We start from the raw sequence: 24,792 nt of genomic DNA on the forward strand, positions 1-24,792 counted from the left end.
TCAAATTATTTCGAGGTTTTACAGGAAGACAGTGATAGCTCTGGGCCACCAAGGAAAGGCTTGATCACGCGGCGCCCTGGCTCAACTCCACCTGAAAGCGGCAGCCGTTGGGTTCCATGTTCGTCAGACTGACGTTCCAGCCCTGGTTTTCGCAAATCCGCTGCACCAGCGACAGCCCCAGTCCCAGGCCCTCGCCGCGCTTCTCGTTGCCCCGCACGAATGGCTCGAACATCGCTTCGCGTTTTTCCTCGGGAATGCCGACGCCACTGTCCTCGACCACGAAACCGGTGGTTGTCAGGGTCAAGCGGATGAACCCCTGTTCGGTGTAATGCAGGGCGTTACGCAGCAGGTTGCCCATGACGGCGTACAGAAGGGTGGCGTTGTAACGGGTGGTTGCCGGCTCCCCCGCGTCGAAGATCAGGCTCAGCCCCTTGGCCTCGATCGGCTCGCGCCAGAGATGGAGCAGCCCGTCGGCCACCTGGCCCAGGGTTTGTTGCGGTGCGATGCTGGCGTCGTCACGTTGCGCGCGCGCCAGCATCAGGAAGGTTTGTACCAGCTCACGCATCTCTTCGCAGGCGCGGGCGATGCGCTCGACCTGGGCACGCCCGCGCTGATCGAGACCGGGATTTTCCAGCAACAACTCACAGGAACTGGCCAGCACCATCAACGGTGTGCGCAGTTCATGGCTGACGTCACTGGTGAACAAACGCTCGCGGGACAACGCCTGGCGCAAGCGCCCCAAGGTCGCGTCGAAGGCGACGGCCAGCTCCCCGACTTCATCGGCGGCGTAGTCCGGTGCCAGCGGCGGTGCCAGACCCAACAGTTGGTCGCGGTGACGGACCTGACGAGCCAGCCGCACCACCGGCGCCATGACCTTGCGTGCCAGTAGCCAGCCGAGAAACACCGCCAACGCCAGGCTCAGCACGAAACCCACCAGGACCACGGCAAACAGCACCCGCTCGCGCTCCTCGAAATCGCTCTGGTCCTGCATCAGCACGTAACGCCGGCCGTCGACGACTTCGACCATCGCGTGGTACGACAGCTGCTCGCGAAACACTTCGTGAAAACCAGGGTCCAGGTGGCGCAAATCCTTGGGCAATTCGAAGTCGCCCGGCCCACCACTGAAATAGAACAGCTGGTCCGGCTCCGGGCGATGGCTCCAGTCCGACACACTGTCCATCAGCAGCAGGCGTTGCAGATCGCCGCCCAGGCCTGCCGAAATCAGTTTCTCTTCCACCAGGTGCACGGTCGCCACAATACCCATGGCGAAGGCCCCTGCCACCAATGCGCTCATCAACGCAAAGGCGATGATGATCCGTTGCGCAAGGCTCTGTCTAAACTCCATCACGGCCCTCGGCCAAGCGATAGCCCACACCGTGCACGGTTTGCAGCAAGGGCTTGGCGAACGGCTTGTCGATCACCTGGCGCAATTGGTGGACGTGACTGCGCAGGCTGTCGCTGTCCGGGCAGTCGTCGCCCCACAGCGCCTCTTCGAGAATTTCCCTGCGCAGGACGTGAGGGCTTTTCTGCATCAACACGGCCAGCAACTTCAGGCCTACCGGATTGAGTTTCAGCAGCCGCCCTTCGCGAGTGACTTCCAGGGTATCGAGGTCGTAGCTCAGATCGCCGACTTGCAGGGTGCGGCGACCGCCCCCCTGGGCTCGGCGCATGACCGCTTCGATGCGCGCCGCCAGTTCAGACAGGGCAAAGGGTTTGATCAGGTAATCGTCGGCACCGGACTTGAAGCCTTGCAGGCGGTCGTCCAGTTGATCGCGCGCAGTGAGCATGATCACCGGTGTATCGCGGCGGGCGTCTTCGCGAAGGCGCTTGCACAGGGTGTAACCGTCGATGCCGGGCAACATGATGTCGAGCACGATCAAGTCGTAATGCTCGGTGGCCGCCAGGTGCAGCCCCGACAATCCGTCCTGCGCGCAATCCACGGTATAACCCTTGAGCCCCAGGTAATCGGCCAGATTGGCCAGGATATCGCGGTTGTCTTCAACCAATAGAATTCTCATGGGAACCTCCTGCGTACACAGTAACGGCCGTCTTGGCCCGCGCAGCTTAAGGCCAAGCGGGGCTCAGGGCCAGAACTGCGTGCAGGTGTAAATCCAGGCCGTCGCCCTGTTGCGGCCTTGACGAGTTTTTCACTGTCGGTTCACAGGCTGGCGACAGGACGGCGCCCAGACTGTGCGCGGCTGCACGCTTCAGTTCATCAACCGACCAAGGACCTGTCATGGTGTCGACCCCTGTTCGCTGCGCCTCGCGCGCTCTCAATCCCTGGCTGTGCCTGGGTGTTCCCGCTGTCGCGGCGATCATTCTGCTGCTGCTTGAACTGACGTCCCTGGACATGGACCTGGCCCAACTGTTCTATGACCCGGTCGCGGGGGATTTCATCGGGCGCCATAGTTACTTCCTCGAAAACATTCTGCATGACCGGGCCAAGCAAGTGGTCATTGCGTTCTCGGTGTTGGCCATTCTGGGTTTCATCGGCGCTTTTTTCATGGACCGGCTCAAGCCGATCAAACGGGAATTGGGCTGCCTGGTGCTGTCCCTGGCGCTGGCCACCTCCTTTGTCACGCCGGTCAAGGCGCTGACCGCGGTGCAATGCCCGTGGAGTCTTGAACAATTTGGCGGTCATGAAACCTACAGCGAGCTGCTCAGCCCACGCCCGCCAACCGACAAACCCGGCCGTTGCTGGCCCGGTGGCCATGCGGCGACTGGTTTCACCCTGTTTGCGTTGTTCTTCGTGCTGCGTGACCGTCGCCCGCGTCTGGCGCGCACGGCGTTTGTCTTTGCCTTTGCGCTAGGCTCAGTGTTTTCCATCGGCCGGATGATCCAGGGTGCTCACTTCTTTTCACACAACGTGTGGACGGCGATTTTTTGCTGGTTGATTTGCCTGGGGTCGTACTACTACATCCTGTATCGCCCGGCGGTGAAGGTTGAGCACGTGGGCAAGGCAAAGCCGGTCAGCGCCTGAACACCGATAAATAATGTGGGAGCGAGCCTGCTCGCGAAGAGGCCATAACATTCAGCATTTCTGTCGACTGCTACACCGCTTTCGCGAGCAGGCTCGCTCCCACAATGAACTGATGTGACGTTCAAAACTCCGGGCAATAAAAAACCCCGCCTGCTTTCGCAGGCGGGGTTTTTATAGGGGTAAGGCTGGCTTACATCATGCCGCCCATGCCGCCCATACCGCCCATGTCTGGCATGCCGCCGCCAGCTGGTGCGTCATCCTTGATCTCGGCGATCATGGCTTCGGTGGTGATCATCAGGCTGGCAATCGACGAAGCCGCCTGCAGAGCCGAACGAGTCACTTTAGCCGGGTCCAGGATACCCATTTCGATCATGTCGCCGTATTCGCCGGTCGCAGCGTTGTAACCGTAGTTACCCGAACCCTGCTTGACCTTGTCTACAACCACGCTTGGCTCGTCGCCGGAGTTGGCAACGATCTGACGCAGTGGCGCTTCAACAGCGCGACGCAGCAACTGGATGCCAACGTTCTGGTCATCGTTGTCGCCTTTGAGCTCGGAGATCGCCTGCAGAGCGCGAACCAGTGCCACGCCGCCGCCAGGTACCACGCCTTCTTCAACGGCTGCACGGGTAGCGTGCAGGGCGTCTTCAACGCGGGCTTTCTTCTCTTTCATTTCAACTTCGGAACCAGCGCCAACCTTGATCACTGCAACGCCGCCGGACAGCTTGGCCAGACGCTCTTGCAGTTTTTCACGGTCGTAGTCGGACGAAGTGTCGGCCACTTGCTGACGGATCTGCAGAACGCGAGCCTGGATGTCAGCCTCAACGCCGGCACCGTCGATCACGGTGGTGTTTTCTTTGGACAGGATCACGCGCTTGGCATTACCCAGGTGTTCCAGGGTAGTGCTTTCCAGGCTCAGGCCGATCTCTTCGGAGATAACGGTGCCGCCGGTCAGAACAGCGATGTCCTGCAGCATGGCCTTGCGACGGTCGCCGAAGCCTGGAGCCTTGACGGCTGCGACTTTGACGATGCCACGCATGTTGTTCACAACCAGAGTCGCCAGGGCTTCGCCTTCAACGTCTTCGGCCACGATCAGCAGTGGACGGCCGGCTTTGGCAACGGCTTCCAGCACTGGCAGCATTTCGCGGATGTTCGAGATCTTTTTGTCGACCAGCAGGATCAGCGGACCGTCCAGCTCGGCAGTCATGGTCTCTGGCTTGTTGACGAAGTACGGGGACAGGTAGCCACGGTCGAACTGCATGCCTTCAACAACCGACAGTTCGTTTTCCAGGCCCGAGCCTTCTTCAACGGTGATCACGCCTTCTTTACCGACTTTTTCCATGGCTTCGGCAATGATGTCGCCGATGGAGTTGTCGGAGTTGGCCGAGATGGTGCCGACCTGAGCGATCGCCTTGGTGTCAGCGCAAGGCTTGGACAGGGCTTTGAGCTCTTTGACGATCGCGATGGTCGCTTTGTCGATACCGCGCTTCAGGTCCATCGGGTTCATGCCGGCAGCGACGGCTTTCAGGCCTTCGTTGACGATCGACTGAGCCAGAACGGTAGCGGTGGTGGTGCCGTCGCCTGCGTCATCGTTGGCACGGGAGGCAACGTCTTTGACCAGCTGCGCGCCCATGTTTTCGAAGCGGTCTTTCAGCTCGATTTCTTTTGCAACGGACACGCCGTCCTTGGTGATGGTCGGAGCGCCGAAGCTCTTCTCGATGATCACGTTACGGCCTTTAGGGCCCAGGGTCGCTTTTACTGCGTCAGCCAGGACGTTGACACCGGCGAGCATTTTCTTGCGGGCGGAATCGCCGAATTTAACTTCTTTAGCAGCCATGATCGATATTCCTTAAATACTTTGTAGTAGCGGGAAAATGAGCGGGGAATCAGCCTTCGATAACAGCGAGGATTTCGCTCTCGCCGATGACCAGCAGGTCTTCGCCGTCGACTTTCACGGTGTTGCTGCCGGAGTACGGGCCGAACACAACCTTGTCACCCACTTTCACGGCCAGCGCGCGCACTTCACCGTTATCCAGTGCTTTGCCCGGGCCTACAGCGAGGACTTCGCCCTGGTTTGGCTTTTCAGCAGCCGAACCTGGCAGGACGATACCGCCAGCGGTTTTCTTTTCTTCTTCGCTGCGACGGACGACGACGCGGTCATGCAGAGGACGAAGCTTCATTGTCGATCTCTCCTAATTGTGGTTTTCATCGGCCGGTGTAGTCCCGGCGGGTTTAACAAATCCGGCGGAGCCGGGTGCGGTTCGGCAAGCGAACCGCGGAAGTCTGTCTGGCGTAATTGCCAGAAACCTTGCGGTGACAGTTACATAAGGGCGGACAAGCCTATTACAAGGGCGGGGGTCAAAAATTTTTCACGTTGTCGCACCGAAAACGAACACGGCACCCGAAGGTGCCGTGCTGAAACGATTACTTGGGATCGCGGTGTTCGAACTCGCCTTCGATCACGTCCGGTTCGCGCCCCAGCGGCTGACGTGGGGCCGGACCGCCACGGGGTTGCAGGTCATCGGCGAACGCACGCTGGCGTATCGCCTGCTCCTCGGCACGCTGGCGCATTTTATTGGCCAGCAGCCGACGGGAGATCGGCAGCAACATGATCAGGCCCAGCACGTCAGTGACGAAGCCCGGCAGGATCAACAGGCCGCCGGCCAGGGCCAGCATCAGGCCTTCGAGCATGGTCTGGGCCGGCAGCTCGCCGCGGTTCAGGCTTTCACGGGCACGCAGTGCAGTGGCCAGACCGGCGATACGCAGCACGAACACGCCGAACATCGAGCCGAGAATGACCAGCAGCAGGGCCGGGAAAAACCCGATCGCCCCGCTCACCTTGACGAATACGAACAGCTCCAACACCGGAAACAGTACAAAGAGCAATAAAAAAGGGCGCATCAAATGGTTCCTCAACGCAAGAATGCCTTGCCAGTTTCCTCTAGATGACGTCGCCATTGCATGAATTCAAGCGTCGGCCCTTGCATTTTTCGGCCAATGCTCGGCGTGAGCCAGGAAAACCAGGGCTTCCCGGACTTGTGTCGGCGTATTACATGGCGTCTGGAACGGCAGCCAGTACAGCCCCTGGCCGATGCGCAGGTGCATGCCCTCGGTGTCGATACCCGCCAGTTGCGCCGGCTCGGTCTTGGGCAGACCGGCCAGTTCGACGTAGTGGGCGATGGCCTTGGCGTGATCGGCATTCATGTGCTCGACCATGCTCAGCTCGGTCTTGCCGGCGAACGGGTTGGCCAGGGTCAACTGGTCGACCCAGTGAATAGCGCCGAAACCGCCGATATAACGGTGACGCACAGGCTTGAGCACCCAGAAATCGAAATCGTGGGCCTTGTGGTAACTCTGCGAATCCGGGAAATAGCGGTAGTAACGGACAGCTGCAGCTTCGATGGCGGCCTCGTCCTCGAGCTTTTCCGCTTCGGCGAGGTAGGTCAGGCGACCGACGGCTTGCACGTCCTCGGCCCCGCGCTCGCCCACAAACAGTGAGCATTTTGGATCTTTTTGCAGGTTATGCGTGTGCTGGGCGATGCGGCTGATCAGGATCAGCGGTCGGCCTTGGTCGTCCAGGCAATACGGGACCACGGAACCAAAGGGGAAACCGGGCATCGCCTTGGAATGCGTCGAGAGCACTCCACGGTATTCCTTGAGAAGCAATTCTCGGGCGTTCTTGGCCGCTTCAACGCTCAATTTATGACTCCTTGTAAAGAATCCGTCAAAAAAACGGACAGATATTTGGGATATGTTCGACTACTCTTTCGAGGCAGTTCTCATGTGCAACCAAGCCGTGTCAGGTGCAGATCGAGAGACCCTTTAGAAGAACACCCTTCTGATCTGCTATTGAGGTATGCGAATGCAACTCACCGACAAAGTAATCATTATCACGGGCGGTTGCCAGGGTTTAGGCCGTTCCATGGCCGAGTATTTCGCCGGCCTCGGCGCGAAGCTGGCGCTGGTGGACCTGAACCAGGAAAAACTCGACGACACCGTCGTCGCGTGCAGGGCCAAGGGCGTCCAAGCCCGCGCCTACTTGTGCAACGTCGCCAATGAAGAGCAAGTGACGCACATGGTCGCCCAGGTGGCCGACGACTTTGGTGCGATCCATGGTCTGGTCAACAACGCCGGGATCCTGCGCGACGCTCTGTTGGTCAAGGTCAAGGATGGCGAGATGAGCAAAATGAGCCTGGCCCAATGGCAGGCGGTGATCGACGTCAACCTGACCGGGGTGTTCCTGTGCACCCGGGAAGTCGCGGCGAAAATGATCGAGCTGAAGAATAGCGGCACGATCATCAATATTTCGTCGATCTCCCGCGCCGGCAACGTCGGCCAGACCAACTACTCCGCCGCCAAGGCCGGGGTGGCTGCAGCAACCGTGACCTGGGCCAAGGAGCTGGCACGCTACGGCATTCGTGTAGCGGGCATTGCGCCGGGCTTTATCGAAACCGAGATGACCTTGAGCATGAAACCGGAAGCGCTGGAGATGATGACGTCCGGTATACCGCTCAAGCGCATGGGCAAGCCGGAAGAGATTGCCCATTCGGCGGCGTACATTTTCGAGAACGATTATTACACCGGGCGGATTCTGGAGCTGGATGGCGGGATGCGGATCTAAGCACACGCGGAACAACTGTAGGAGCAGCCGGTCGACGCTCGATTGCTCGCGATGAACTTGAAGGCGGCGCATTTTTCCAGGATGCACGCGTCATCGTTTACGACCATCGCGAGCAAGCTCGCTCCTACAGGGGACCACATTCAGGTCGTCAATCGTCGCTGATGGTGATATTCGGCATCGCCGGGGATACCGCTTCCTGCAACACAATCCGCGCGCCGACATGGCGGGCCAGTTCCTGGTACACCAGCGCAATCGGGCTGTCCGGCTCGGCGATCACCGTAGGCTTGCCGCCATCGGCCTGTTCGCGGATAGCCATTGCCAGTGGCAACGAGGCCAACAGTTCGACGCCGTACTGGTTGGCCAGCTTCACACCGCCACCCTCACCGAACAGATGCTCGGCATGTCCGCAGTTGGAGCAGATGTGCACGGCCATGTTTTCCACCACGCCCAGCACCGGGATGTTGACCTTGCGGAACATCTCCACACCCTTGCGCGCGTCCAGCAGTGCCAGGTCCTGCGGCGTGGTCACGATCACGGCACCGGCCACCGGGACTTTCTGCGCCAGGGTCAGCTGGATGTCACCGGTGCCTGGCGGCATGTCGATGACCAGGTAATCCAGGTCGCCCCAGGCCGTTTGAGTGACCAGTTGCAACAGCGCACCGGAGACCATCGGCCCGCGCCAGACCATCGGCGTGTTGTCGTCGGTCAGGAACGCCATGGACATCACTTCGACGCCATGGGACTCGATCGGCACGAACCATTTCTGATCCTTGACCTTCGGTCGGGTACCTTCGGGGATACCGAACATGATGCCCTGGCTCGGACCGTAGATGTCCGCGTCGAGAATCCCGACCTTTGCGCCTTCGCGGGCCAGTGCCAGGGCCAGGTTGGCGGCGGTGGTGGATTTGCCCACACCGCCCTTGCCCGACGCCACGGCCACCACGTTCTTGACGTTGGCCAGGCCCGGAATCTGTGCCTGGGCCTTGTGCGCAGCGATTACGCTGGTGATCTCGACGCGAGCGCCGGTCACGCCGTCGAGGCCTTCGATGGCCATTTGCAGCATTTGCGCCCAGCCACTTTTGAACAGCCCGGCGGCGTAACCCAGTTCGAGCTGGACACTGACGCGCTCGCCCTGGATGTCGATGCTGCGTACGCACCCGGCGCTGACCGGGTCCTGGTTCAGGTAAGGGTCGGTGTATTGGCGAAGGACGGCTTCCACCGCTGCGCGATTGACGGCGCTCATGGGCAACTCCGATAGCAAGACTGGAAAATCAGGCGGGTATCGTACCTGTTCTGATCGTCTGGCGGGATGCCCAAACAGTCGCGATATTTGTGGGGGCCCGGCAAACCGGCGAAGGCGGCCTTGTAGGAGCGAGCTTGCTCGCGATGGACTAAAGAGCGCCGCGTTTAACCAGTAAACACGCGTTATCGTTAACGACCATCGCGAGCAAGCTCGCTCCTACAAGGCCGCCTTCGCCGGCAAGCCTGGCTCCTACAAGATGAAACAGGCGCACGGGGTGAAAAATATCCGCCAGCGCTTTATAGTGGCCGACCTCCGTTTCATCAAGTAGCCGAGCCCCATGTCCGAGCCACGCAAGATCCTCGTCACCAGCGCCCTGCCCTATGCCAATGGTTCGATCCATCTTGGCCACATGCTGGAATACATCCAGACCGATATGTGGGTGCGTTTCCAGAAGCACCGCGGCAATCAATGCATTTATGTCTGCGCCGACGACGCCCACGGTTCGGCCATCATGCTGCGCGCGGAAAAGGAAGGCATCACCCCGGAACAACTGATCGCCAACGTCCAGGCTGAACACAGCGCCGACTTTGCCGAGTTCCTGGTGGACTTCGACAATTTCCACTCCACTCACGCCGAAGAAAACCGTGAGCTGTCGAGCCAGGTCTACCTGAAGCTGCGCGACGCCGGGCACATCGCCACGCGCTCGATCACGCAGTACTTCGACCCGGAAAAGAAAATGTTCCTGGCCGACCGCTTCATCAAGGGCACCTGCCCGAAATGCGGCACCGAAGACCAGTACGGCGACAACTGCGAAAAATGCGGCGCGACCTACGCACCGACCGACCTGAAGGATCCGAAGTCGGCCATCTCTGGCGCCACGCCGGTGCTCAAGGACTCCCAGCACTTCTTCTTCAAGCTGCCGGATTTCCAGGAAATGCTGCAGGCCTGGACCCGCAGCGGCACCCTGCAGGAAGCCGTGGCCAACAAGATCGCCGAATGGCTCGATGCCGGCCTGCAACAGTGGGACATTTCCCGTGATGCGCCGTACTTCGGTTTCGAGATCCCCGACGAGCCGGGCAAGTACTTCTATGTCTGGCTGGACGCGCCGATCGGCTACATGGCCAGCTTCAAGAACCTGTGCGACCGCAAGCCCGAACTGGACTTCGATGCGTTCTGGGGCAAAGACTCCACCGCCGAGCTGTACCACTTCATCGGCAAGGACATCGTCAATTTCCACGCGCTGTTCTGGCCCGCCATGCTCGAAGGCGCCGGGTTCCGCAAACCGACCGGGATCAACGTGCACGGCTACCTGACGGTCAACGGTCAGAAAATGTCCAAGTCCCGTGGCACCTTCATCAAGGCCCGGACCTACCTGGATCACCTGTCGCCGGAATACCTGCGTTACTACTACGCGGCCAAGCTCGGCCGTGGCGTCGACGACCTGGACCTGAACCTCGAAGACTTCGTGCAGAAGGTCAACTCCGACCTGGTCGGCAAGGTCGTCAACATTGCCAGCCGTTGCGCCGGTTTCATCCACAAAGGCAATGCCGGCGTGCTGGTGGAGGGCAATGCCGCGCCGGAACTGACCGAAGCGTTCCTCGCCGCTGCGCCGAGCATCTGCGACGCCTATGAGGCTCGCGACTTTGCCCGTGCCATGCGCGAAATCATGGGCCTGGCCGACCGCGCCAACGCCTGGATCGCCGACAAGGCACCGTGGTCGCTGAACAAACAGGAAGGCAAGCAGGAAGAAGTCCAGGCCATCTGCGCACTGGGCATCAACCTGTTCCGCCAACTGGTGATCTTCCTCAAGCCGGTATTGCCGCTGCTGGCCGCCGATGCCGAGGCGTTCCTGAACGTCGCGCCACTGACCTGGAACGACCACGCCACCTTGCTCAGCAACCATCAGCTGAACGAATTCAAGCCGTTGATGACCCGTATCGACCCGGTAAAAGTGCAAGCCATGACCGATGCTTCGAAAGAAGACCTGACCGCCAGCCAGACCGATACCGGCGATGCCGCGCCTGCCGGCAACGGCGAGCTGGCCAAGGACCCGCTGTCGCCGGAGATCGAGTTCGACGCCTTTGCCGCGATCGACCTGCGCGTCGCCCTGATCGTCAAGGCCGAACACGTGGAAGGTGCCGACAAACTGCTGCGCCTGACCCTGGACATCGGTGACGAACAGCGCAACGTGTTTTCCGGGATCAAGAGCGCTTACCCGGATCCGTCCAAGCTGGATGGTCGCCTGACCATGATGATCGCCAACCTCAAGCCACGGAAAATGAAATTCGGCATCTCCGAAGGCATGGTGATGGCCGCCGGCCCCGGTGGGGAAGAAATCTACCTGCTCAGCCCCGACAGTGGCGCCAAGCCAGGTCAGCGCATCAAGTAAGGTTCTGCGGTAAATCGATCCCACAGTCGTGCCTGGCGCGCCTGTGGGATTTTCATGTCTGGCCCACCCTCCGTCCTTGCCGGATAATGCCTAACCTAGTTAGACAGCCTCCATTGGAAAGCCCCCGTTCTTGCCGGCACGATCATGACCGAGATACTGCTTACGCTTATCAGCGCTGCCCTGATCAACAACCTCGTGTTGCACTGGCCCCTGGGCGTCGATCCACTGCTGGGCACCGAACGCCGCCAGGTCCATGCGCTGGGTCTGGCGACGACGTGCCTGATGCTGATCGTCGGCATGCTCAGCCATGCGTTCTACCACTGGCTGCTGATACCGCTGGAGCTGATGCCGCTGCGGCTGTTTGTATTTCTCCCACTGAGCGTGCTGTTGATCGCGCCAATGTTGAAGCTGCTGGCGCGGTTGTTTGCGAAGCTTTCGTTCGAAGGCCTCTGGCCGCTGTTGCTGAGCAACGCCGGCGTGCTCGGCCTGGCGCTGATCAATGTTCAGAACGACAAGGGATTCTTTCACGCCACGGCCATGAGCCTGGGCGCCGGGCTGGGTTTCTGGCTGGTACTGGGCCTGTTCAGCGACTTGCGCCAGCGCACACTCGATAACGATATCCCCCTGCCCTTTCGCGGCCTGCCGATCGACCTGATCGGCGCCGGCCTGATCGCAGTGGCTTTTCTCGGATTCAGCGGACTGATCAAAACATGAGTCTGATTCAACGCATCGACGCCCTCCTGCCGCAGACACAATGCGGCAAGTGCGGCCATCCTGGATGCAAGCCCTACGCCGAAGGCATCGCCAGCGGCGAGCCAATCAACAAGTGCCCGCCGGGCGGCAGCGAAACCATCGCGGCCCTGGCTGAACTGCTGAAGGTGCCGGTGCTGGAGCTGGACGTCAGTCGTGGATCGGCGCCGGCCCAGATCGCCTATATCCGCGAGGCCGAGTGCATCGGTTGCACCAAATGCATCCAGGCGTGCCCGGTGGATGCCATCGTCGGCGCAGCGAAACTGATGCACACGGTCATTGTCGATGAATGCACCGGCTGCGACCTCTGTGTAGCACCCTGCCCGGTGGATTGCATCGAGATGCGACCGCTGCCGCTGGCAACGGTTGTGCCGGTGGTCGGCGGCCTGGCGTTCAGCCTTGAACAGCAACAGGCTCGCGCCGCCAAACGCGATCATGCGCGGCGCCGGTTCGAACAGCGCAACGCCCGCCTGCAGCGTGAAGAACAGCACAAACTCGCCGAGCGCCACGCCCGGGCGCAACGGACCGTGCCGCAGCACAGTGACGTGACGCTCGACCCGGTGCAGGCAGCCCTTGAACGCGTCCGCGCGCAAAAGGCCGCCACTGCCGATGCGGCACTGAAGAAGGCGAAGATCGATCTGGCGATGAGCCGCGCGCAACTGAACAAATCGCTCAAGGCGTTCGGGCACCCGCCGACGTTCGAACAACAGTCGCAGCTGATCGTGTTGCAACAGCAGTTCGAGGCCGCCGAGCAAGCCTTGGCGAAACTGGAAAGCAGTGCTCCACCCGCCCCGACGCCCGTGGCCCCGGCGAACACTGCGCAGCTGAATCGGGCGAAGATCCAATTGGCCATGCGCCGCGCCGAACTCAAGAAAGCCCAAGCCAGTGACGCACCGGCCGAGCATATTGCAGCGTTGGAGCGCGCGGTCACTGAAGCCGAGCAGCAGGTGGATGCCCATGCCACTGCCTGAATCGGCCGACGAACGCCTTCAGCAGGCCATGAGGCAGGTGTTGCTGGCCACGGTGCCGGGGATGCTGGTGTTGTTCTGGTGGTATGGCTGGGGCGTGTTGATCAACCTGATACTGGCGGCTGTGACTGCACTGGCGGTTGAAGCGCTGGTGTTGCAGCTGCGCAAGCGCCCCGTCAAACCGACGTTGAGCGACGGCAGCGCGCTGGTCAGTGCGACGCTGCTGGCAATGGCTTTGCCGCCTTATTGCCCGTGGTGGCTGACGGTCAGTGCCGCAGCTTTTGCGCTGTTGTTTGGCAAGCACCTGTATGGCGGCGTCGGCAAGAACCCGTTCAACCCGGCCATGCTCGGTTTTGCCCTGGTACTGGTGGCCTTTCCCCAGCAGATGACCCACTGGCCATCATCCCATGGCATGGACCTGCTCGGCGGCTTGCGGCAGGTGTTCGGTTTCAGTCTTGGCCAGACGCCGGATGCCTGGGCCCAGGCCACGGCACTGGACAGCCTGCGGATCAATAAAAGCCTGACCATGGACGAACTGTTCGCCGACAACCCGGCATTCGGCCAGTTCGGCGGACGCGGCATGGAATGGGTCAACCTGGCCTTTTTGGCCGGTGGCCTATTTCTCCTGCAACGGCGGGTGTTCAGCTGGCACGCGCCGGTCGGCATGCTGGCCAGCCTGTTCGTGATCAGCCTGCTGTGCTGGAATGGCACCGGCTCCGACTCCCATGGTTCGCCGCTGTTTCATCTGCTCACTGGCGCGAGCATGCTGGGTGCATTCTTCATTGTCACCGAACCGGTGTCCGGTGCCAAAAGCCCCCGTGCCCGGCTGCTGTTCGGCGCGGGCGTGGGGCTGCTGACGTATGTGCTTCGCACGTGGGGCGGCTATCCGGACGGCATGGCCTTTGCTGTGTTGCTGATGAACCTGTGCGTACCGGCGCTGGAGCGGATGGCCGCGTCCAGGCAGGAGCGGGTTGAGCCATGAGCCGAGCGTCGAGTGTGGTGATCCTGGTGTTGCTGGCGGGCCTGGGGATAGGCGCGACCTACCTCGTGCAGCACACCAGTACGCCACGCATTGCGGCTGAACAGCGCCTGATCGACAGTCGAAACCTGCTCGACCTGCTGCCCCCTGACAGTTATGACAATCAGCCGCTCGAACACCCCCTCAGCCTTGCACGAACAGGCTTGCCTGAAAGCATGCTGGTGGGTGGCTACCGGGCGACCAAGGCCGGTCAACCCAGCGCCGTATTGCTGCGCAGCCAGACCCTGGGCTATGCAGGCTCAATCGAGCTACTGATCGCCATCGGCGCAAATGGCCAGTTGTTGGGCGTCAAAACCCTCAAGCAATCGGAAACCCCGGGGCTGGGCGGCAGGATTGCCGACTGGCCCAACGCCTGGCTCCAAGTCTTTGCCGGCAAATCCAGTGTGGAACCGGGCGATGCGGGCTGGGCCCTGAAAAAAGATCAGGGGACGTTCGATCAGATCGCTGGCGCGACCATCACTTCAAGAGCGGTGATCAACGCCATTCATGACGCATTGCGCTACTTTGATCAACACTCGCAACAGCTGATCGGGAGTAGCGCCCATGAATAACTCATCGCCCCTGCAAAACTCGCTGATGCTGGCACCCCTGATCGGCGCGACGGACTCACTGATAAAGGCGCTGGGCTTGTGGCTGATGTTCATCGTGGTGAGCAGTGCCTTTGGCCTGTGCATGGGCGCCTTGCGCGCTCGACTGATTCCGGCGACACACGTGTTGGCTGGCGTTGTGCTGGCGGCCACGCTGACCAGTTGCGCGGAACTCGGGGCGCAAGCCTGGTCGCTTCAATGGCATCAACAGATGGGCTGGTATGCAGGATTGATCGCCTTGCAATGCGTGGTCATGGACCAGACCGGTTTTTTCCAGCGCACAGGGCGTGATCGCCTGCGCCTGTGTGGCTTGTTCGGCGCGTTGCTAATGGGTATGGGCCTGCTGCGAGAGCTGTTGGGCCGCGGCACACTGGGCAGCCACCTGCCGTGGCTGGCTGGCGCCACGCAACCGGACTGGCAAGGCTGGGTCCTGACCGCCGACGGTGGGATGCGCCTGGCTATCCTGGCGCCCGGTGGATTCATTCTGCTCGGGCTGCTGCTCGCCGCCTGGCAGGCCTGGGCGCACCCCACGCCTTCACACTGACTGTCTTCGAGGAAAATCACTGTTCATGAATGCTGCAAAACGCCTGGAAATTTTCCGCAGGTTTCACGAAGACAACCCGGAACCGAAGACCGAACTGGCCTACTCGTCGTCGTTCGAATTGCTGATCGCCGTGATTCTTTCGGCGCAGTCGACCGATGTCGGCGTCAACAAGGCCACCGCCAAACTCTTTCCGGTGGCCAACACGCCGGCTGCGATTCATGCCTTGGGTGTCGAAGGCTTGTCGGAATACATCAAGACCATCGGCCTGTTCAACAGTAAAGCGAAAAACGTGATCGAGACCTGTCGCTTGCTGGTGGAGCGCCATGGAGGCGAAGTGCCGCAAACCCGCGAAGCCCTGGAAGCGCTACCCGGCGTCGGTCGCAAGACGGCCAACGTGGTGCTTAATACCGCATTCCGTCAGCTGACCATGGCCGTGGACACCCATATCTTCCGGGTCAGCAACCGTACCGGAATTGCTCCGGGCAAGAATGTGGTGGAGGTCGAGACAAAACTGATGAAGTTCGTGCCAAAGCAATACCTGCTCGATTCCCATCACTGGCTGATTCTCCACGGTCGCTACGTCTGCCTGGCCCGCAAGCCCCGCTGTGGCAGTTGCCGGATTGAAGACCTGTGCGAATACAAGCACAAGACCTCGGACGATTGAGGCGCTATTAGGTTTTTTGATTTATCGATTGAAAAAATCTTTTTTACCCGCCGCAAGAATGTCGATATAAGGAGCGCCAAAGGCAGTATTAGCCTGGAGTTGACCTTATGAGTACTGGCAAAGAGCAATTGGACGTAGAAGACGACTTCACCCCCATTGAGGCTGATGACGCCGAATCTGTGGTTGAAGTGGCAAAGACCAACCTCAGCAAACGCCGCACCATTGACAATCTGCTGGAGGAGCGCCGACTGCAAAAGCAATTGGCCGATTACGATTTTGACCTATGACACCTGAAAAGCCTCCCGAAACGGAGGCTTTTTACCAAGTGCCACCCCCGGGATAAACGCCTGCCCCCTATCGTCAACGTTGCCGCCGTCACACCAGACCATTGCGTTGCGCCAATTCGATCAGATCGACCAGGGAACGCGCATTGAGTTTCAACAACAAACGCGTCTTGTAAGTGCTGACGGTTTTATTGCTCAGGAACATGCCGTCGGCAATCTCCTTGTTGGTCCTTCCCCTCGCCAATTGCTGCAACACCATCATTTCCCGCCCCGACAGACGATCCACCATATCGGACTCACTGGCATTGCCCAGACTGGAACGCACAGTGTGCAAGGCTTGATTCGGAAAATAACTGTAGCCTGACAACACCGCCTTTATTGCGCTGAGCAACTCAGTGAGGTCCTGTTGCTTGCAGACATATCCAGCAGCCCCCGACTGCATGCAACGCATGGAAAAATGACCCGGTGCCTGGGACGTCAATATCAATACTTTCATTGGCATTGCTGCCGATGACAGACGCGCAATAACTTCCAACCCATCGAGTTTCGGAATGCCAATATCCAGAATGACAATATCGGGCATGAGTTCGCGGGCAAGCTGTAACGCATCCACGCCATTATCCGTTTCTGCAATGACTTCGTAGCCATGACGTTCCATCAGCATACGCACCGCGAGACGAATGACGGGGTGATCATCCACGATCAGCACTTTATTCATGGGCAAGTCCAATTTCGCTGTTCGAATTTTTAGAGCCCGCACAATAGCCTAGTCGTTTCACCCATGGCATGCCGCCCCCCCCGGCCACCCACAGCAAGAGACATTCCCTACATACAACACAGATTATTCCTACAAAAAATCTTCGAATACACGGCATCAGAAAACTTATCAGGCGCTCGCCCGGACATTCTTCAGCAGTTTTTTGTTTCGACTTGCAACCATAAAATAAACAAAAAGCCTCGGAGGCGAAAAATTCGGCCTGCAATGACGCTTGAACTATCCTGAAAAGTAACCGATATTTTCCGGAGCAGGACGCACAATAACAACCGTGTCCTTCCAGCGTATACCACTCATACAGCAAACAAAAACAACAAAGATTCTGATTCAATGAAACGGGCATACCCGAAACACTAACAAGCAGTTACCCTATCGAGTAGCAGACCAAAATCCCTCCCACAAACCCAAGAGAAAAGACAAACTTTAATGAGAACAAAACATGAAAAATATAAAACAAAGAATCACCAACCCCATGACACTCATTGCGATATTCGCAACCCTGTCTGAAACTTCCGCAGCTGTCTCCCTGCCCTTCCTTGATGATGGAGACAGAGATATCTACGTCTGGTTCTTGATCAGCTTTCCTTTTTATCTGCTCTTTCTGTTCTTTGCCACACTTAACTTCAATTATCGGTCGCTCTACGCACCTTCCGATTTTGAAGATGGCGAGCACTTCATAACAGCCATGAACCAGGCCGAGCGCCCGGGAAAGAATGAACCCAAGTCGACACACAAAAAACCGGCCCGAAATCAGTCGACGATTGATCGCGGATCCACTCCCCCTCCCGGTTACGCACAGGACCCACCCGGGACGGATCTACAGACCGGGCAGGAACACTATGTGCGCCTGCCGGAGCGACTCAAAGACCTATACATCGTCGACATACGCGGGATGAGCCAAAAGATCGAGATGGGCGCCTCGCTGGAAAATATTCGACAGGAACAGGGAAAAGCGGCGCACGCCATCGTGTTCATCACCTGCACTGAATCGCAGAGGTTACTGAAGGAGAGCACATTCAAACAAGCAAAAAACACAAGAAAACACAGTGGTGTATCGCTTTATGTTGCTTACAATTTGAATTCAAATGACGTGACGGTCATTGATCAAACGCATCCATTGACCCAGGGCAGTCAATAGCGATTGAAGAGAGGGTAGAGGCAGGCAGGAAAGTCATCGGCACGCGGCAGTGCAATGTCAGGCAGAACATCCCCCATTCAGAACTGTGGCCTTGTCGACGACAAGGCCACAGATTCAATCAGGCGCGTTGCATTACACTATCGGGTATCTCAGAACAGCTTGCGGCCTTTGTTCGCCGCAATACGCATGCGCAAGGCGTTGAGCTTGATGAAGCCCGCCGCATCGGCCTGGTTGTAGGCGCCGCCATCTTCCTCGAAGGTCGCGATGTTGGCGTCGAACAGCGATTCGTCGGACTTGCGGCCAGTGACGATCACGTTGCCCTTGTACAGCTTCAGGCGTACAACGCCGTTCACATGAGCCTGGGAAGCATCGATCATCTGTTGCAGCATCAGACGCTCAGGGCTCCACCAGTAACCGGTGTAGATCAGGCTGGCGTATTTCGGCATCAGCTCATCCTTGAGGTGAGCCACTTCGCGGTCCAGGGTGATCGATTCGATCGCACGGTGGGCGCGCAGCATGATGGTGCCGCCAGGGGTTTCGTAGCAGCCACGGGACTTCATGCCGACGTAGCGGTTCTCGACAATGTCGAGACGGCCGATACCGTGTTCGCCACCGATACGGTTCAGGGTCGCCAGCACGGTGGCCGGGGTCATTTCGACACCGTCCAGCGCGACGATATCGCCGTTGCGGTAGGTCAGTTCCAGGTACTGCGCCTTGTCAGGAGCCTTCTCCGGGGAGACGGTCCATTTCCACATGTCTTCTTCGTGCTCGGTCCAGGTGTCTTCCAGCACGCCGCCTTCATAGGAGATGTGCAGCAGGTTGGCATCCATCGAGTACGGGGATTTCTTCTTGCCGTGACGCTCGATCGGGATGTTGTGCTTTTCAGCGTAATCCATCAGCTTTTCACGTGACAGCAGGTCCCATTCGCGCCACGGAGCGATGACCTTCACGCCTGGCTTCAAGGCGTAGGCGCCCAGTTCGAATCGCACCTGGTCGTTACCCTTGCCGGTCGCGCCATGGGAAATGGCGTCAGCGCCGGTTTCGTTGGCGATTTCGATCAGGCGCTTGGCGATCAACGGACGAGCGATGGAAGTACCCAGCAGGTACTCGCCTTCGTAAACGGTGTTGGCGCGGAACATCGGGAACACGAAATCACGCACGAATTCTTCGCGCAGATCGTCGATGTAGATTTCTTTTACGCCCATGGCCTGAGCCTTGGCGCGGGCCGGTTCGACCTCTTCGCCCTGACCCAGGTCAGCGGTGAAGGTCACGACTTCACAGTTATAAGTATCCTGCAGCCACTTGAGGATCACCGAAGTGTCCAGGCCGCCGGAATACGCCAGAACGACCTTGTTTACGTCCGCCATGCCATCACTCCACGGGGTTCTACGGAAAGCCGTCAAGTCTACCGGTCATGCAGAATAATTTACAGGGGCGCGACAGCTTATGACGACGAAGCGACAGATTATGTCAAGCGAGCGACGAAGACAGCACGATCAGAACGTCGATGCCGTGTTCGCCGTCGCCGTGGCGCCGGGGGTCGGATTTTCGCTCGGCGCCACCCGCGCGAGATGGACGTTGACCCGACGGTTTTTCGCCCGGTTGGCGGCCGTGGTATTGGGCGCCAACGGATAACGTTCGCCGTGGAAGCGCAGGGTGATCTGCGACTCCTGGATGCCGTTGGCCTTGAAGAACGCCATGACCGCCAGGGCCCGGCGCCGCGACAGGTCCCGGTTGGTCAGGCGGTTGCCGCTGTTGTCGGAGTGACCATCGAGCTCGACGTGATTGACCGTCGGGTCGGCCTTCATGAACGCCAGCATCATTTGCAACTGTGCCTTGGCCTGCGCGTCGAGATCGATGCCTTCGCCGGGAAAGCCGATCCGGGATTGTTTGACCTGCTCGAAATTCTTCGGCAGCAGCTTCGCTACACAGCCCTGGTATTCATTGAAGGCCTTGCTGAACCTGACCGGCAACAGACGCACTTCCGCTACCCGGCCATCGCCCGAATATTGCCGCACCACCGGACTGCGGCCGTCCATCAAGCCACTGATCAAGCGCCCGGCCTGTACGTGCGAGCTGTTGAACAGCACATTGCCGCTACCGATTTGCACGGCACCGAGGTTGATGTCGCCGCGGCCCGGCTGCCATGGCGCCGCAGCCGCCAGCAAGGTCGCCGAACCGCCGCCGATCATCGCGTTATAAGCCTTCAGCCGAAACGTCGCCTGCTCACCGGCGCGGCGCACGAACTCACCCGAGCCAAAATCGGTGATCGGCTGAATCAGGCGGCATTCGAACTGGTCACCTTCGACCGTCCACTCGATGCTCTCCAGGCGAGTCTGGAACGTGAGCGCCATTGCAGGAAGGCTGGCAAACACGCTGAGCAAGGCAAAATAACGCTGGCGCACGGGAGGCTCCACTGGCTTTTACAACAAAAAGACCGACACACAGATGTTCACGGCATACCTGTCGGATATCGGAAGCTTCCCGCAAAACTTGATAGCGAGTGCCTGGAAGAGTCTTTTCCGGTAGCATTCCCCAGAGTTTGACCCGCCTGGAATCCCCTCATGTCCGACCGCCTGACCCTGCTGCGTCCCGACGACTGGCACATTCATCTTCGCGATGGTGCCGTGTTGACCAATACCGTTGCGGATGTCGCGCGCACCTTTGGCCGCGCCATCATCATGCCCAACCTGGTACCTCCGGTGCGCAACGCCGCTGAAGCCGACGGGTATCGCCAGCGGATTCTCGCTGCACGCCCGGCCGGCAGTCGTTTCGAACCGTTGATGGTGCTGTACCTGACCGACCGTACCCAGCCCGAAGAAATTCGCGAGGCCAAGGCCAGCGGTTTCATTCACGCCGCCAAGCTGTACCCGGCCGGCGCGACCACCAATTCGGACTCTGGCGTCACCAGCATCGACAAGATTTTCCCTGCACTCGAGGCCATGGCCGAAGTCGGGATGCCCCTGCTGGTCCACGGTGAAGTCACCCGTGGCGATGTCGACGTGTTCGATCGCGAAAAAATCTTCATCGATGAGCACATGCGTCGTGTGGTCGAGCGTTTCCCGACGCTCAAGGTGGTGTTCGAACACATCACCACCGCTGACGCCGTGCAGTTCGTCAACGAGGCCTCGGCCAACGTCGGCGCGACCATCACCGCCCACCACCTGCTGTACAACCGCAACCATATGCTGGTGGGCGGGATTCGACCGCACTTCTACTGCCTGCCGATTCTCAAGCGCAATACGCACCAGGAAGCCCTGCTCGACGCCGCCACCAGCGGTAGCGACAAGTTCTTCCTCGGCACGGACTCGGCACCCCATGCCCAGCACGCCAAGGAAGCCGCGTGCGGCTGTGCCGGCTGCTACACCGCTTATGCCGCGATCGAGATGTACGCCGAAGCCTTCGAACAGCGTAACGCGCTGGACAAGCTCGAAGCGTTTGCCAGCCTCAACGGCCCACGCTTCTATGGTCTGCCGGTAAACACCGATCGCATCACCCTGGTTCGCGAAGAGTGGACCGCCCCGACCAGCCTGCCCTTTGGCGAGCTGACCGTTATCCCGCTGCGCGCCGGTGAAAAACTGCGCTGGCGCCTGCTGGAGGAACACGCGTGAGTGAAGACCATTTCGACGACGAACAGGACGGTCAAGGCGGCGGAGGTGGCTCGCGCCATCCGATGGCTGAGCGCTTCCGTGGATACCTGCCCGTTGTTGTCGACGTTGAAACCGGGGGTTTCAACTCTGCCACTGACGCCTTGCTGGAAATTGCCGCAACCACCATCGCCATGGATGAAAAAGGGTTTGTGTACCCCGATCACACCTATTTCTTCCGCGTCGAGCCGTTTGAAGGCGCGAACATTGAAGCAGCGGCCCTGGAATTCACCGGGATCAAGCTCGATCACCCGCTGCGCATGGCCGTGAGTGAAGAAGCGGCGCTGACCGATATCTTCCGCGGCATCCGCAAGGCCCTGAAGGCCAACGGTTGCAAGCGGGCAATCCTGGTCGGGCACAACAGCAGCTTCGATCTGGGTTTCCTCAATGCGGCGGTTGCGCGCCTGGACATGAAGCGCAACCCCTTTCATCCGTTCTCCAGTTTCGATACCGCCACCCTCGCAGGCCTGGCTTACGGTCAAACCGTTCTGGCCAAGGCCTGCCAGGCCGCCGATATCGACTTCGACGGTCGCGAGGCTCACTCGGCTCGTTATGACACCGAGAAGACGGCCGAGCTGTTCTGCGGGATCGTCAATCGCTGGAAACAGATGGGCGGCTGGGAAGATTTCAACGACTGACCACTACGCCCCCATAAAAAAACCGGCCTCCAGGGCCGGTTTTTTTATGCCTCGAACCTGCCTTACAGCGCAGCAGCGTGCTCGGTCAGGTAAGCCGCGACGCCTTCGGTCGAAGCGGTCATGCCTTTGTCGCCTTTTTTCCAGTTGGCAGGGCAAACTTCGCCGTGCTCTTCGTGGAATTGCAGAGCGTCGACCAGACGGACCAGCTCTTCAATGTTACGGCCCAGCGGCAGGTCGTTGATGATCTGCGAGCGGACAACGCCCTTGTCGTCGATCAGGAACGCGCCACGGAAAGCCACGCCGCCTTCGGACTCAACGTCGTAGGCCTTGGCGATTTCGTGCTTGATGTCGGCCGCCATGGTGTAACGGACTTCGCCGATACCGCCATTGTTGACCGGGGTGTTGCGCCAGGCGTTGTGGGTGAAGTGCGAGTCGATCGAAACCGCGATCACTTCAACGTTGCGCGCCTTGAAATCGGACATGCGGTTGTCCAGAGCGATCAGCTCGGACGGGCATACGAAGGTGAAGTCCAGCGGGTAGAAGAACACCAGGCCGTATTTGCCTTTGATGGCCGACGACAGGGTGAAGCTGTCTACGATTTCGCCATTGCCGAGTACGGCCGGTACGGTGAAGTCAGGGGCTTGCTTGCCTACGAGTACGCTCATTGGATATCTCCTGGTGTAAAAACGTGAAGTTCCGGGTTTGTGCCAGCCTGCCACCTTCAGGCGACAGCCCTGTGACACGCACCCGCTTCATAAGGACCGGCCATCATACACTGCGTGTTTGAGCTGTCCTTAACGGTTTTTCGCAGACAGGCTAAAATGCTTCGCGGCGCTTACTGGCACATTGCTTGGGGAAAAACCGTTCGTCGGTCGCGCGCCCTTATAACGGGAAGCTGTCAGAAACCACTTTGACAATCATTCTCGTTAACATTAAGATCCATCGCAATTGAGTCACAACCAGCGACGGTTTTCACTTATGTATGTCTGCCTCTGCACTGGCGTCACCGACGGCCAAATTCGCGATGCAATCTATGAAGGATGCTGCAGCTACAAGGAAGTCCGCCAGGCTACCGGCGTTGCCAGTCAATGCGGTAAATGCGCCTGCCTTGCCAAGGAAGTGGTTCGCGAAACCCTGACCAAAATACAATCGGCCCAGGCTGCGATTCCCTTTCCTGTAGAATTTACCGCTGCATAAATACCGTATTTCAAAGAACCGGACTGATGTCCGGTTTTTTTATGCCTGAAAATCAATCGGTTACGCTCTAGACGCGGAACACAAACATTCTTATTCCGATTAATTTTCACTTAACTTTCAATAACTTAGGTTTGACACTCTTAGTTGTGCGGCTCAAACTCTGCCTTATAGACAGCTAATACAGGGCAGGACCCCATCATGAAAGGCGACATTACAGTCATCCAGCATCTCAACAAGATCCTTGCCAATGAGCTGGTCGCGATCAACCAATACTTTCTGCATGCGCGCATGTACGAAGATTGGGGTCTGAACAAGCTCGGCAAGCACGAGTACCACGAATCCATCGACGAGATGAAACACGCGGACAAGCTGATCAAGCGCATCCTGTTCCTCGAAGGCCTGCCTAACGTCCAGGACCTGGGCAAGCTGCAGATCGGCGAACACACCCAGGAAATGCTGGAGTGCGACCTGCGCATCGAAAAAACCGGGCATGCCGATCTCAAGGTGGCGATCGCGCATTGCGAAACCGTTGGCGACTTCGGTAGCCGTGAATTGCTCGAAGACATCCTTGAGTCCGAAGAAGAACACATCGACTGGCTGGAAACCCAACTGGGCCTGATCGATAAAGTCGGTCTTGAGAACTATCTGCAATCGCAGATGGGTGAAGAGTAAGTTAGCGCCCGCTCTATGTAGGAGCGAGCTCGCTCGCGATGGACTCACAGGCGACGCGTTTATCCTGTAAAAACCGCGTCATCGTTAACGACCATCGCGAGCAAGCTTGCTGCTACCGCCAAAAAAAACCCCGCTCTCTTTTATAGAGCCGGGGTTTTTTTATGCCTGCTCTTGTAGGAGCGAAGCTTGCTCGCGAAGAACGATGACGCGGTATTTCCTGTAGAACGAGGCGCCCTGTTCGCGGGCAAGCCTCGCTCCTACAGGAGGGACCGGATCAGGCTTCGGTCTTGTTCACAGCAGCAGCTTCGACGGCAGCCTTGATGGTAGCTTGCAACGAACCGTCTGCAGCCATCTCGGTCATGATGTCACTACCGCCGACCAGCTCACCACCGACCCACAGTTGCGGGAATGTTGGCCAGTTGGCGTACTTTGGCAGGTTGGCGCGGATTTCCGGGTTCTGCAGGATGTCCACATAAGCAAACTTTTCACCACATGCCATCACGGCCTGCGCGGCTTTCGCGGAGAAGCCACACTGCGGGGCATTCGGCGAACCTTTCATGTAAAGCAGAATGGTGTTGTTGGCAATCTGCTCTTTAATCGTTTCGATAATATCCATGGAGCACCTCGGCTGAACTTTCCGACTCAAGGGTCGGCACGGT

General features: G+C 59.0%; 27 protein-coding genes. 15 read left to right on the forward strand and 12 right to left on the reverse strand.

Going from position 1 to position 24,792, the window contains the following annotated elements:
- Positions 1-64: 64 nt before the first annotated feature.
- Positions 65-1,345: a sensor histidine kinase gene (locus F8N96_RS13390; RefSeq protein ID WP_150798200.1), complete on the reverse strand. Its 1,281-nt coding sequence runs from the start codon at positions 1,343-1,345 to the stop codon at positions 65-67.
- Positions 1,335-2,018: a two-component system response regulator ColR gene (gene colR, locus F8N96_RS13395; RefSeq protein WP_008032118.1), complete on the reverse strand. Its 684-nt coding sequence runs from the start codon at positions 2,016-2,018 to the stop codon at positions 1,335-1,337. The genes F8N96_RS13390 and colR overlap by 11 nt, the downstream gene beginning before the upstream one ends.
- Before the next feature lie 218 nt (positions 2,019-2,236).
- Here colR and F8N96_RS13400 point away from each other — a divergent pair, with 218 nt between their 5' ends.
- Positions 2,237-2,980, forward strand: coding sequence for a phosphatase PAP2 family protein (locus F8N96_RS13400; RefSeq protein WP_150798201.1), 744 nt, complete (start codon positions 2,237-2,239; stop codon positions 2,978-2,980).
- Between the two features lie 190 nt (positions 2,981-3,170).
- Here the strand turns inward: F8N96_RS13400 and groL are convergent, their stop codons facing one another.
- The 4 genes from groL to F8N96_RS13420 all read right to left on the reverse strand — a co-directional run bounded on the left by groL (position 3,171) and on the right by F8N96_RS13420 (position 6,676).
- Entirely contained in the window at positions 3,171-4,814 is a 1,644-nt protein-coding gene (groL, locus tag F8N96_RS13405) for a chaperonin GroEL (RefSeq protein WP_027922861.1), read from the reverse strand.
- Positions 4,815-4,863: 49 nt separating this feature from the next.
- Positions 4,864-5,157 carry a co-chaperone GroES gene (locus tag F8N96_RS13410; protein WP_007898444.1) on the reverse strand — a complete coding sequence of 98 codons (294 nt, stop codon included), beginning with the start codon at positions 5,155-5,157 and terminating at the stop codon, positions 4,864-4,866.
- Between the two features lie 244 nt (positions 5,158-5,401).
- Entirely contained in the window at positions 5,402-5,878 is a 477-nt protein-coding gene (locus tag F8N96_RS13415) for an FxsA family protein (protein WP_128872612.1), read from the reverse strand.
- 66 nt (positions 5,879-5,944) lie between these two features.
- The gene (locus F8N96_RS13420; protein WP_150798202.1) at positions 5,945-6,676 is read right to left on the reverse strand and encodes a HugZ family protein; all 732 of its coding nucleotides are present in this window, start codon (positions 6,674-6,676) and stop codon (positions 5,945-5,947) included.
- A gap of 163 nt (positions 6,677-6,839) precedes the next feature.
- Between F8N96_RS13420 and F8N96_RS13425 the strand changes: the two genes are divergently transcribed.
- On the forward strand, positions 6,840-7,598 hold the full coding sequence (locus F8N96_RS13425) for an SDR family oxidoreductase (protein ID WP_150798203.1): 759 nt from the start codon (positions 6,840-6,842) through the stop codon (positions 7,596-7,598).
- Between the two features lie 148 nt (positions 7,599-7,746).
- Here F8N96_RS13425 and apbC read toward each other — a convergent pair whose 3' ends face one another.
- Entirely contained in the window at positions 7,747-8,841 is a 1,095-nt protein-coding gene (gene apbC, locus F8N96_RS13430) for an iron-sulfur cluster carrier protein ApbC (RefSeq protein ID WP_150798204.1), read from the reverse strand.
- A gap of 337 nt (positions 8,842-9,178) precedes the next feature.
- On the opposite strand from apbC, the gene metG reads away from it, so the two are divergent.
- From metG to F8N96_RS13470, 8 genes are all read left to right on the forward strand, one after another.
- Positions 9,179-11,230 (forward strand): methionine--tRNA ligase, encoded by a 2,052-nt coding sequence (metG, locus tag F8N96_RS13435; protein ID WP_150798205.1) that lies wholly within the window; start codon positions 9,179-9,181, stop codon positions 11,228-11,230.
- Positions 11,231-11,374: 144 nt separating this feature from the next.
- Positions 11,375-11,944: an electron transport complex protein RnfA gene (locus F8N96_RS13440; protein ID WP_150798206.1), complete on the forward strand. Its 570-nt coding sequence runs from the start codon at positions 11,375-11,377 to the stop codon at positions 11,942-11,944.
- Positions 11,941-12,951 (forward strand): electron transport complex subunit RsxB, encoded by a 1,011-nt coding sequence (gene rsxB / locus F8N96_RS13445; RefSeq protein WP_150798207.1) that lies wholly within the window; start codon positions 11,941-11,943, stop codon positions 12,949-12,951. The genes F8N96_RS13440 and rsxB overlap by 4 nt, the downstream gene beginning before the upstream one ends.
- Positions 12,938-13,930, forward strand: a complete 993-nt coding sequence (locus F8N96_RS13450; RefSeq protein ID WP_150798208.1) for an RnfABCDGE type electron transport complex subunit D — start codon at positions 12,938-12,940, stop codon at positions 13,928-13,930. The genes rsxB and F8N96_RS13450 overlap by 14 nt, the downstream gene beginning before the upstream one ends.
- The gene (locus F8N96_RS13455; protein WP_150798209.1) at positions 13,927-14,538 is read left to right on the forward strand and encodes an RnfABCDGE type electron transport complex subunit G; all 612 of its coding nucleotides are present in this window, start codon (positions 13,927-13,929) and stop codon (positions 14,536-14,538) included. Before F8N96_RS13450 ends, F8N96_RS13455 begins: the two co-directional genes overlap by 4 nt.
- Entirely contained in the window at positions 14,531-15,118 is a 588-nt protein-coding gene (locus F8N96_RS13460) for an Rnf-Nqr domain containing protein (protein ID WP_150798210.1), read from the forward strand. Before F8N96_RS13455 ends, F8N96_RS13460 begins: the two co-directional genes overlap by 8 nt.
- 25 nt (positions 15,119-15,143) lie before the next feature.
- Complete coding sequence (gene nth / locus F8N96_RS13465) at positions 15,144-15,782, forward strand: endonuclease III (RefSeq protein ID WP_150798211.1); 639 nt, start codon at positions 15,144-15,146, stop codon at positions 15,780-15,782.
- Between the two features lie 107 nt (positions 15,783-15,889).
- Positions 15,890-16,069 (forward strand): PA3496 family putative envelope integrity protein, encoded by a 180-nt coding sequence (locus F8N96_RS13470; protein WP_150798212.1) that lies wholly within the window; start codon positions 15,890-15,892, stop codon positions 16,067-16,069.
- Positions 16,070-16,157: 88 nt separating this feature from the next.
- Here the strand turns inward: F8N96_RS13470 and F8N96_RS13475 are convergent, their stop codons facing one another.
- Complete coding sequence (locus F8N96_RS13475) at positions 16,158-16,784, reverse strand: response regulator transcription factor (RefSeq protein ID WP_150763750.1); 627 nt, start codon at positions 16,782-16,784, stop codon at positions 16,158-16,160.
- 496 nt (positions 16,785-17,280) lie between these two features.
- On the opposite strand from F8N96_RS13475, the gene F8N96_RS13480 reads away from it, so the two are divergent.
- The gene (locus F8N96_RS13480; protein ID WP_150798213.1) at positions 17,281-17,979 is read left to right on the forward strand and encodes a hypothetical protein; all 699 of its coding nucleotides are present in this window, start codon (positions 17,281-17,283) and stop codon (positions 17,977-17,979) included.
- Positions 17,980-18,128: 149 nt separating this feature from the next.
- On the opposite strand, the gene F8N96_RS13485 is transcribed toward F8N96_RS13480, so the two are convergent.
- Positions 18,129-19,346 carry an argininosuccinate synthase gene (locus tag F8N96_RS13485; protein WP_007898502.1) on the reverse strand — a complete coding sequence of 406 codons (1,218 nt, stop codon included), beginning with the start codon at positions 19,344-19,346 and terminating at the stop codon, positions 18,129-18,131.
- Positions 19,347-19,475: 129 nt separating this feature from the next.
- Entirely contained in the window at positions 19,476-20,384 is a 909-nt protein-coding gene (locus tag F8N96_RS13490) for a flagellar protein MotY (protein ID WP_150798214.1), read from the reverse strand.
- Positions 20,385-20,543: 159 nt separating this feature from the next.
- On the opposite strand from F8N96_RS13490, the gene pyrC reads away from it, so the two are divergent.
- On the forward strand, positions 20,544-21,590 hold the full coding sequence (pyrC, locus tag F8N96_RS13495; RefSeq protein ID WP_138968976.1) for a dihydroorotase: 1,047 nt from the start codon (positions 20,544-20,546) through the stop codon (positions 21,588-21,590).
- Positions 21,587-22,264 (forward strand): ribonuclease T, encoded by a 678-nt coding sequence (gene rnt, locus F8N96_RS13500; protein ID WP_064679478.1) that lies wholly within the window; start codon positions 21,587-21,589, stop codon positions 22,262-22,264. Before pyrC ends, rnt begins: the two co-directional genes overlap by 4 nt.
- Before the next feature lie 62 nt (positions 22,265-22,326).
- Here rnt and F8N96_RS13505 read toward each other — a convergent pair whose 3' ends face one another.
- Positions 22,327-22,929, reverse strand: a complete 603-nt coding sequence (locus F8N96_RS13505) for a peroxiredoxin (RefSeq protein WP_128605461.1) — start codon at positions 22,927-22,929, stop codon at positions 22,327-22,329.
- Positions 22,930-23,242: 313 nt separating this feature from the next.
- Here F8N96_RS13505 and F8N96_RS13510 point away from each other — a divergent pair, with 313 nt between their 5' ends.
- Both F8N96_RS13510 and bfr read left to right on the forward strand, forming a co-directional pair.
- Positions 23,243-23,461 (forward strand): bacterioferritin-associated ferredoxin, encoded by a 219-nt coding sequence (locus tag F8N96_RS13510; RefSeq protein ID WP_150798215.1) that lies wholly within the window; start codon positions 23,243-23,245, stop codon positions 23,459-23,461.
- A gap of 198 nt (positions 23,462-23,659) precedes the next feature.
- A complete protein-coding gene (gene bfr / locus F8N96_RS13515; RefSeq protein WP_064679481.1) occupies positions 23,660-24,133 on the forward strand; it encodes a bacterioferritin in 474 nt (157 codons plus the stop codon).
- A 274-nt stretch (positions 24,134-24,407) separates the two neighbouring features.
- Here bfr and grxD read toward each other — a convergent pair whose 3' ends face one another.
- Positions 24,408-24,749: a Grx4 family monothiol glutaredoxin gene (gene grxD, locus F8N96_RS13525; RefSeq protein ID WP_150798216.1), complete on the reverse strand. Its 342-nt coding sequence runs from the start codon at positions 24,747-24,749 to the stop codon at positions 24,408-24,410.
- Between the last annotated feature and the right edge of the window lie 43 nt (positions 24,750-24,792).

It is taken from the genome of Pseudomonas fluorescens, assembly GCF_902497855.1.
In the GTDB taxonomy this organism is placed as follows: Bacteria; Pseudomonadota; Gammaproteobacteria; order Pseudomonadales; family Pseudomonadaceae; genus Aquipseudomonas; species Aquipseudomonas fluorescens_BI.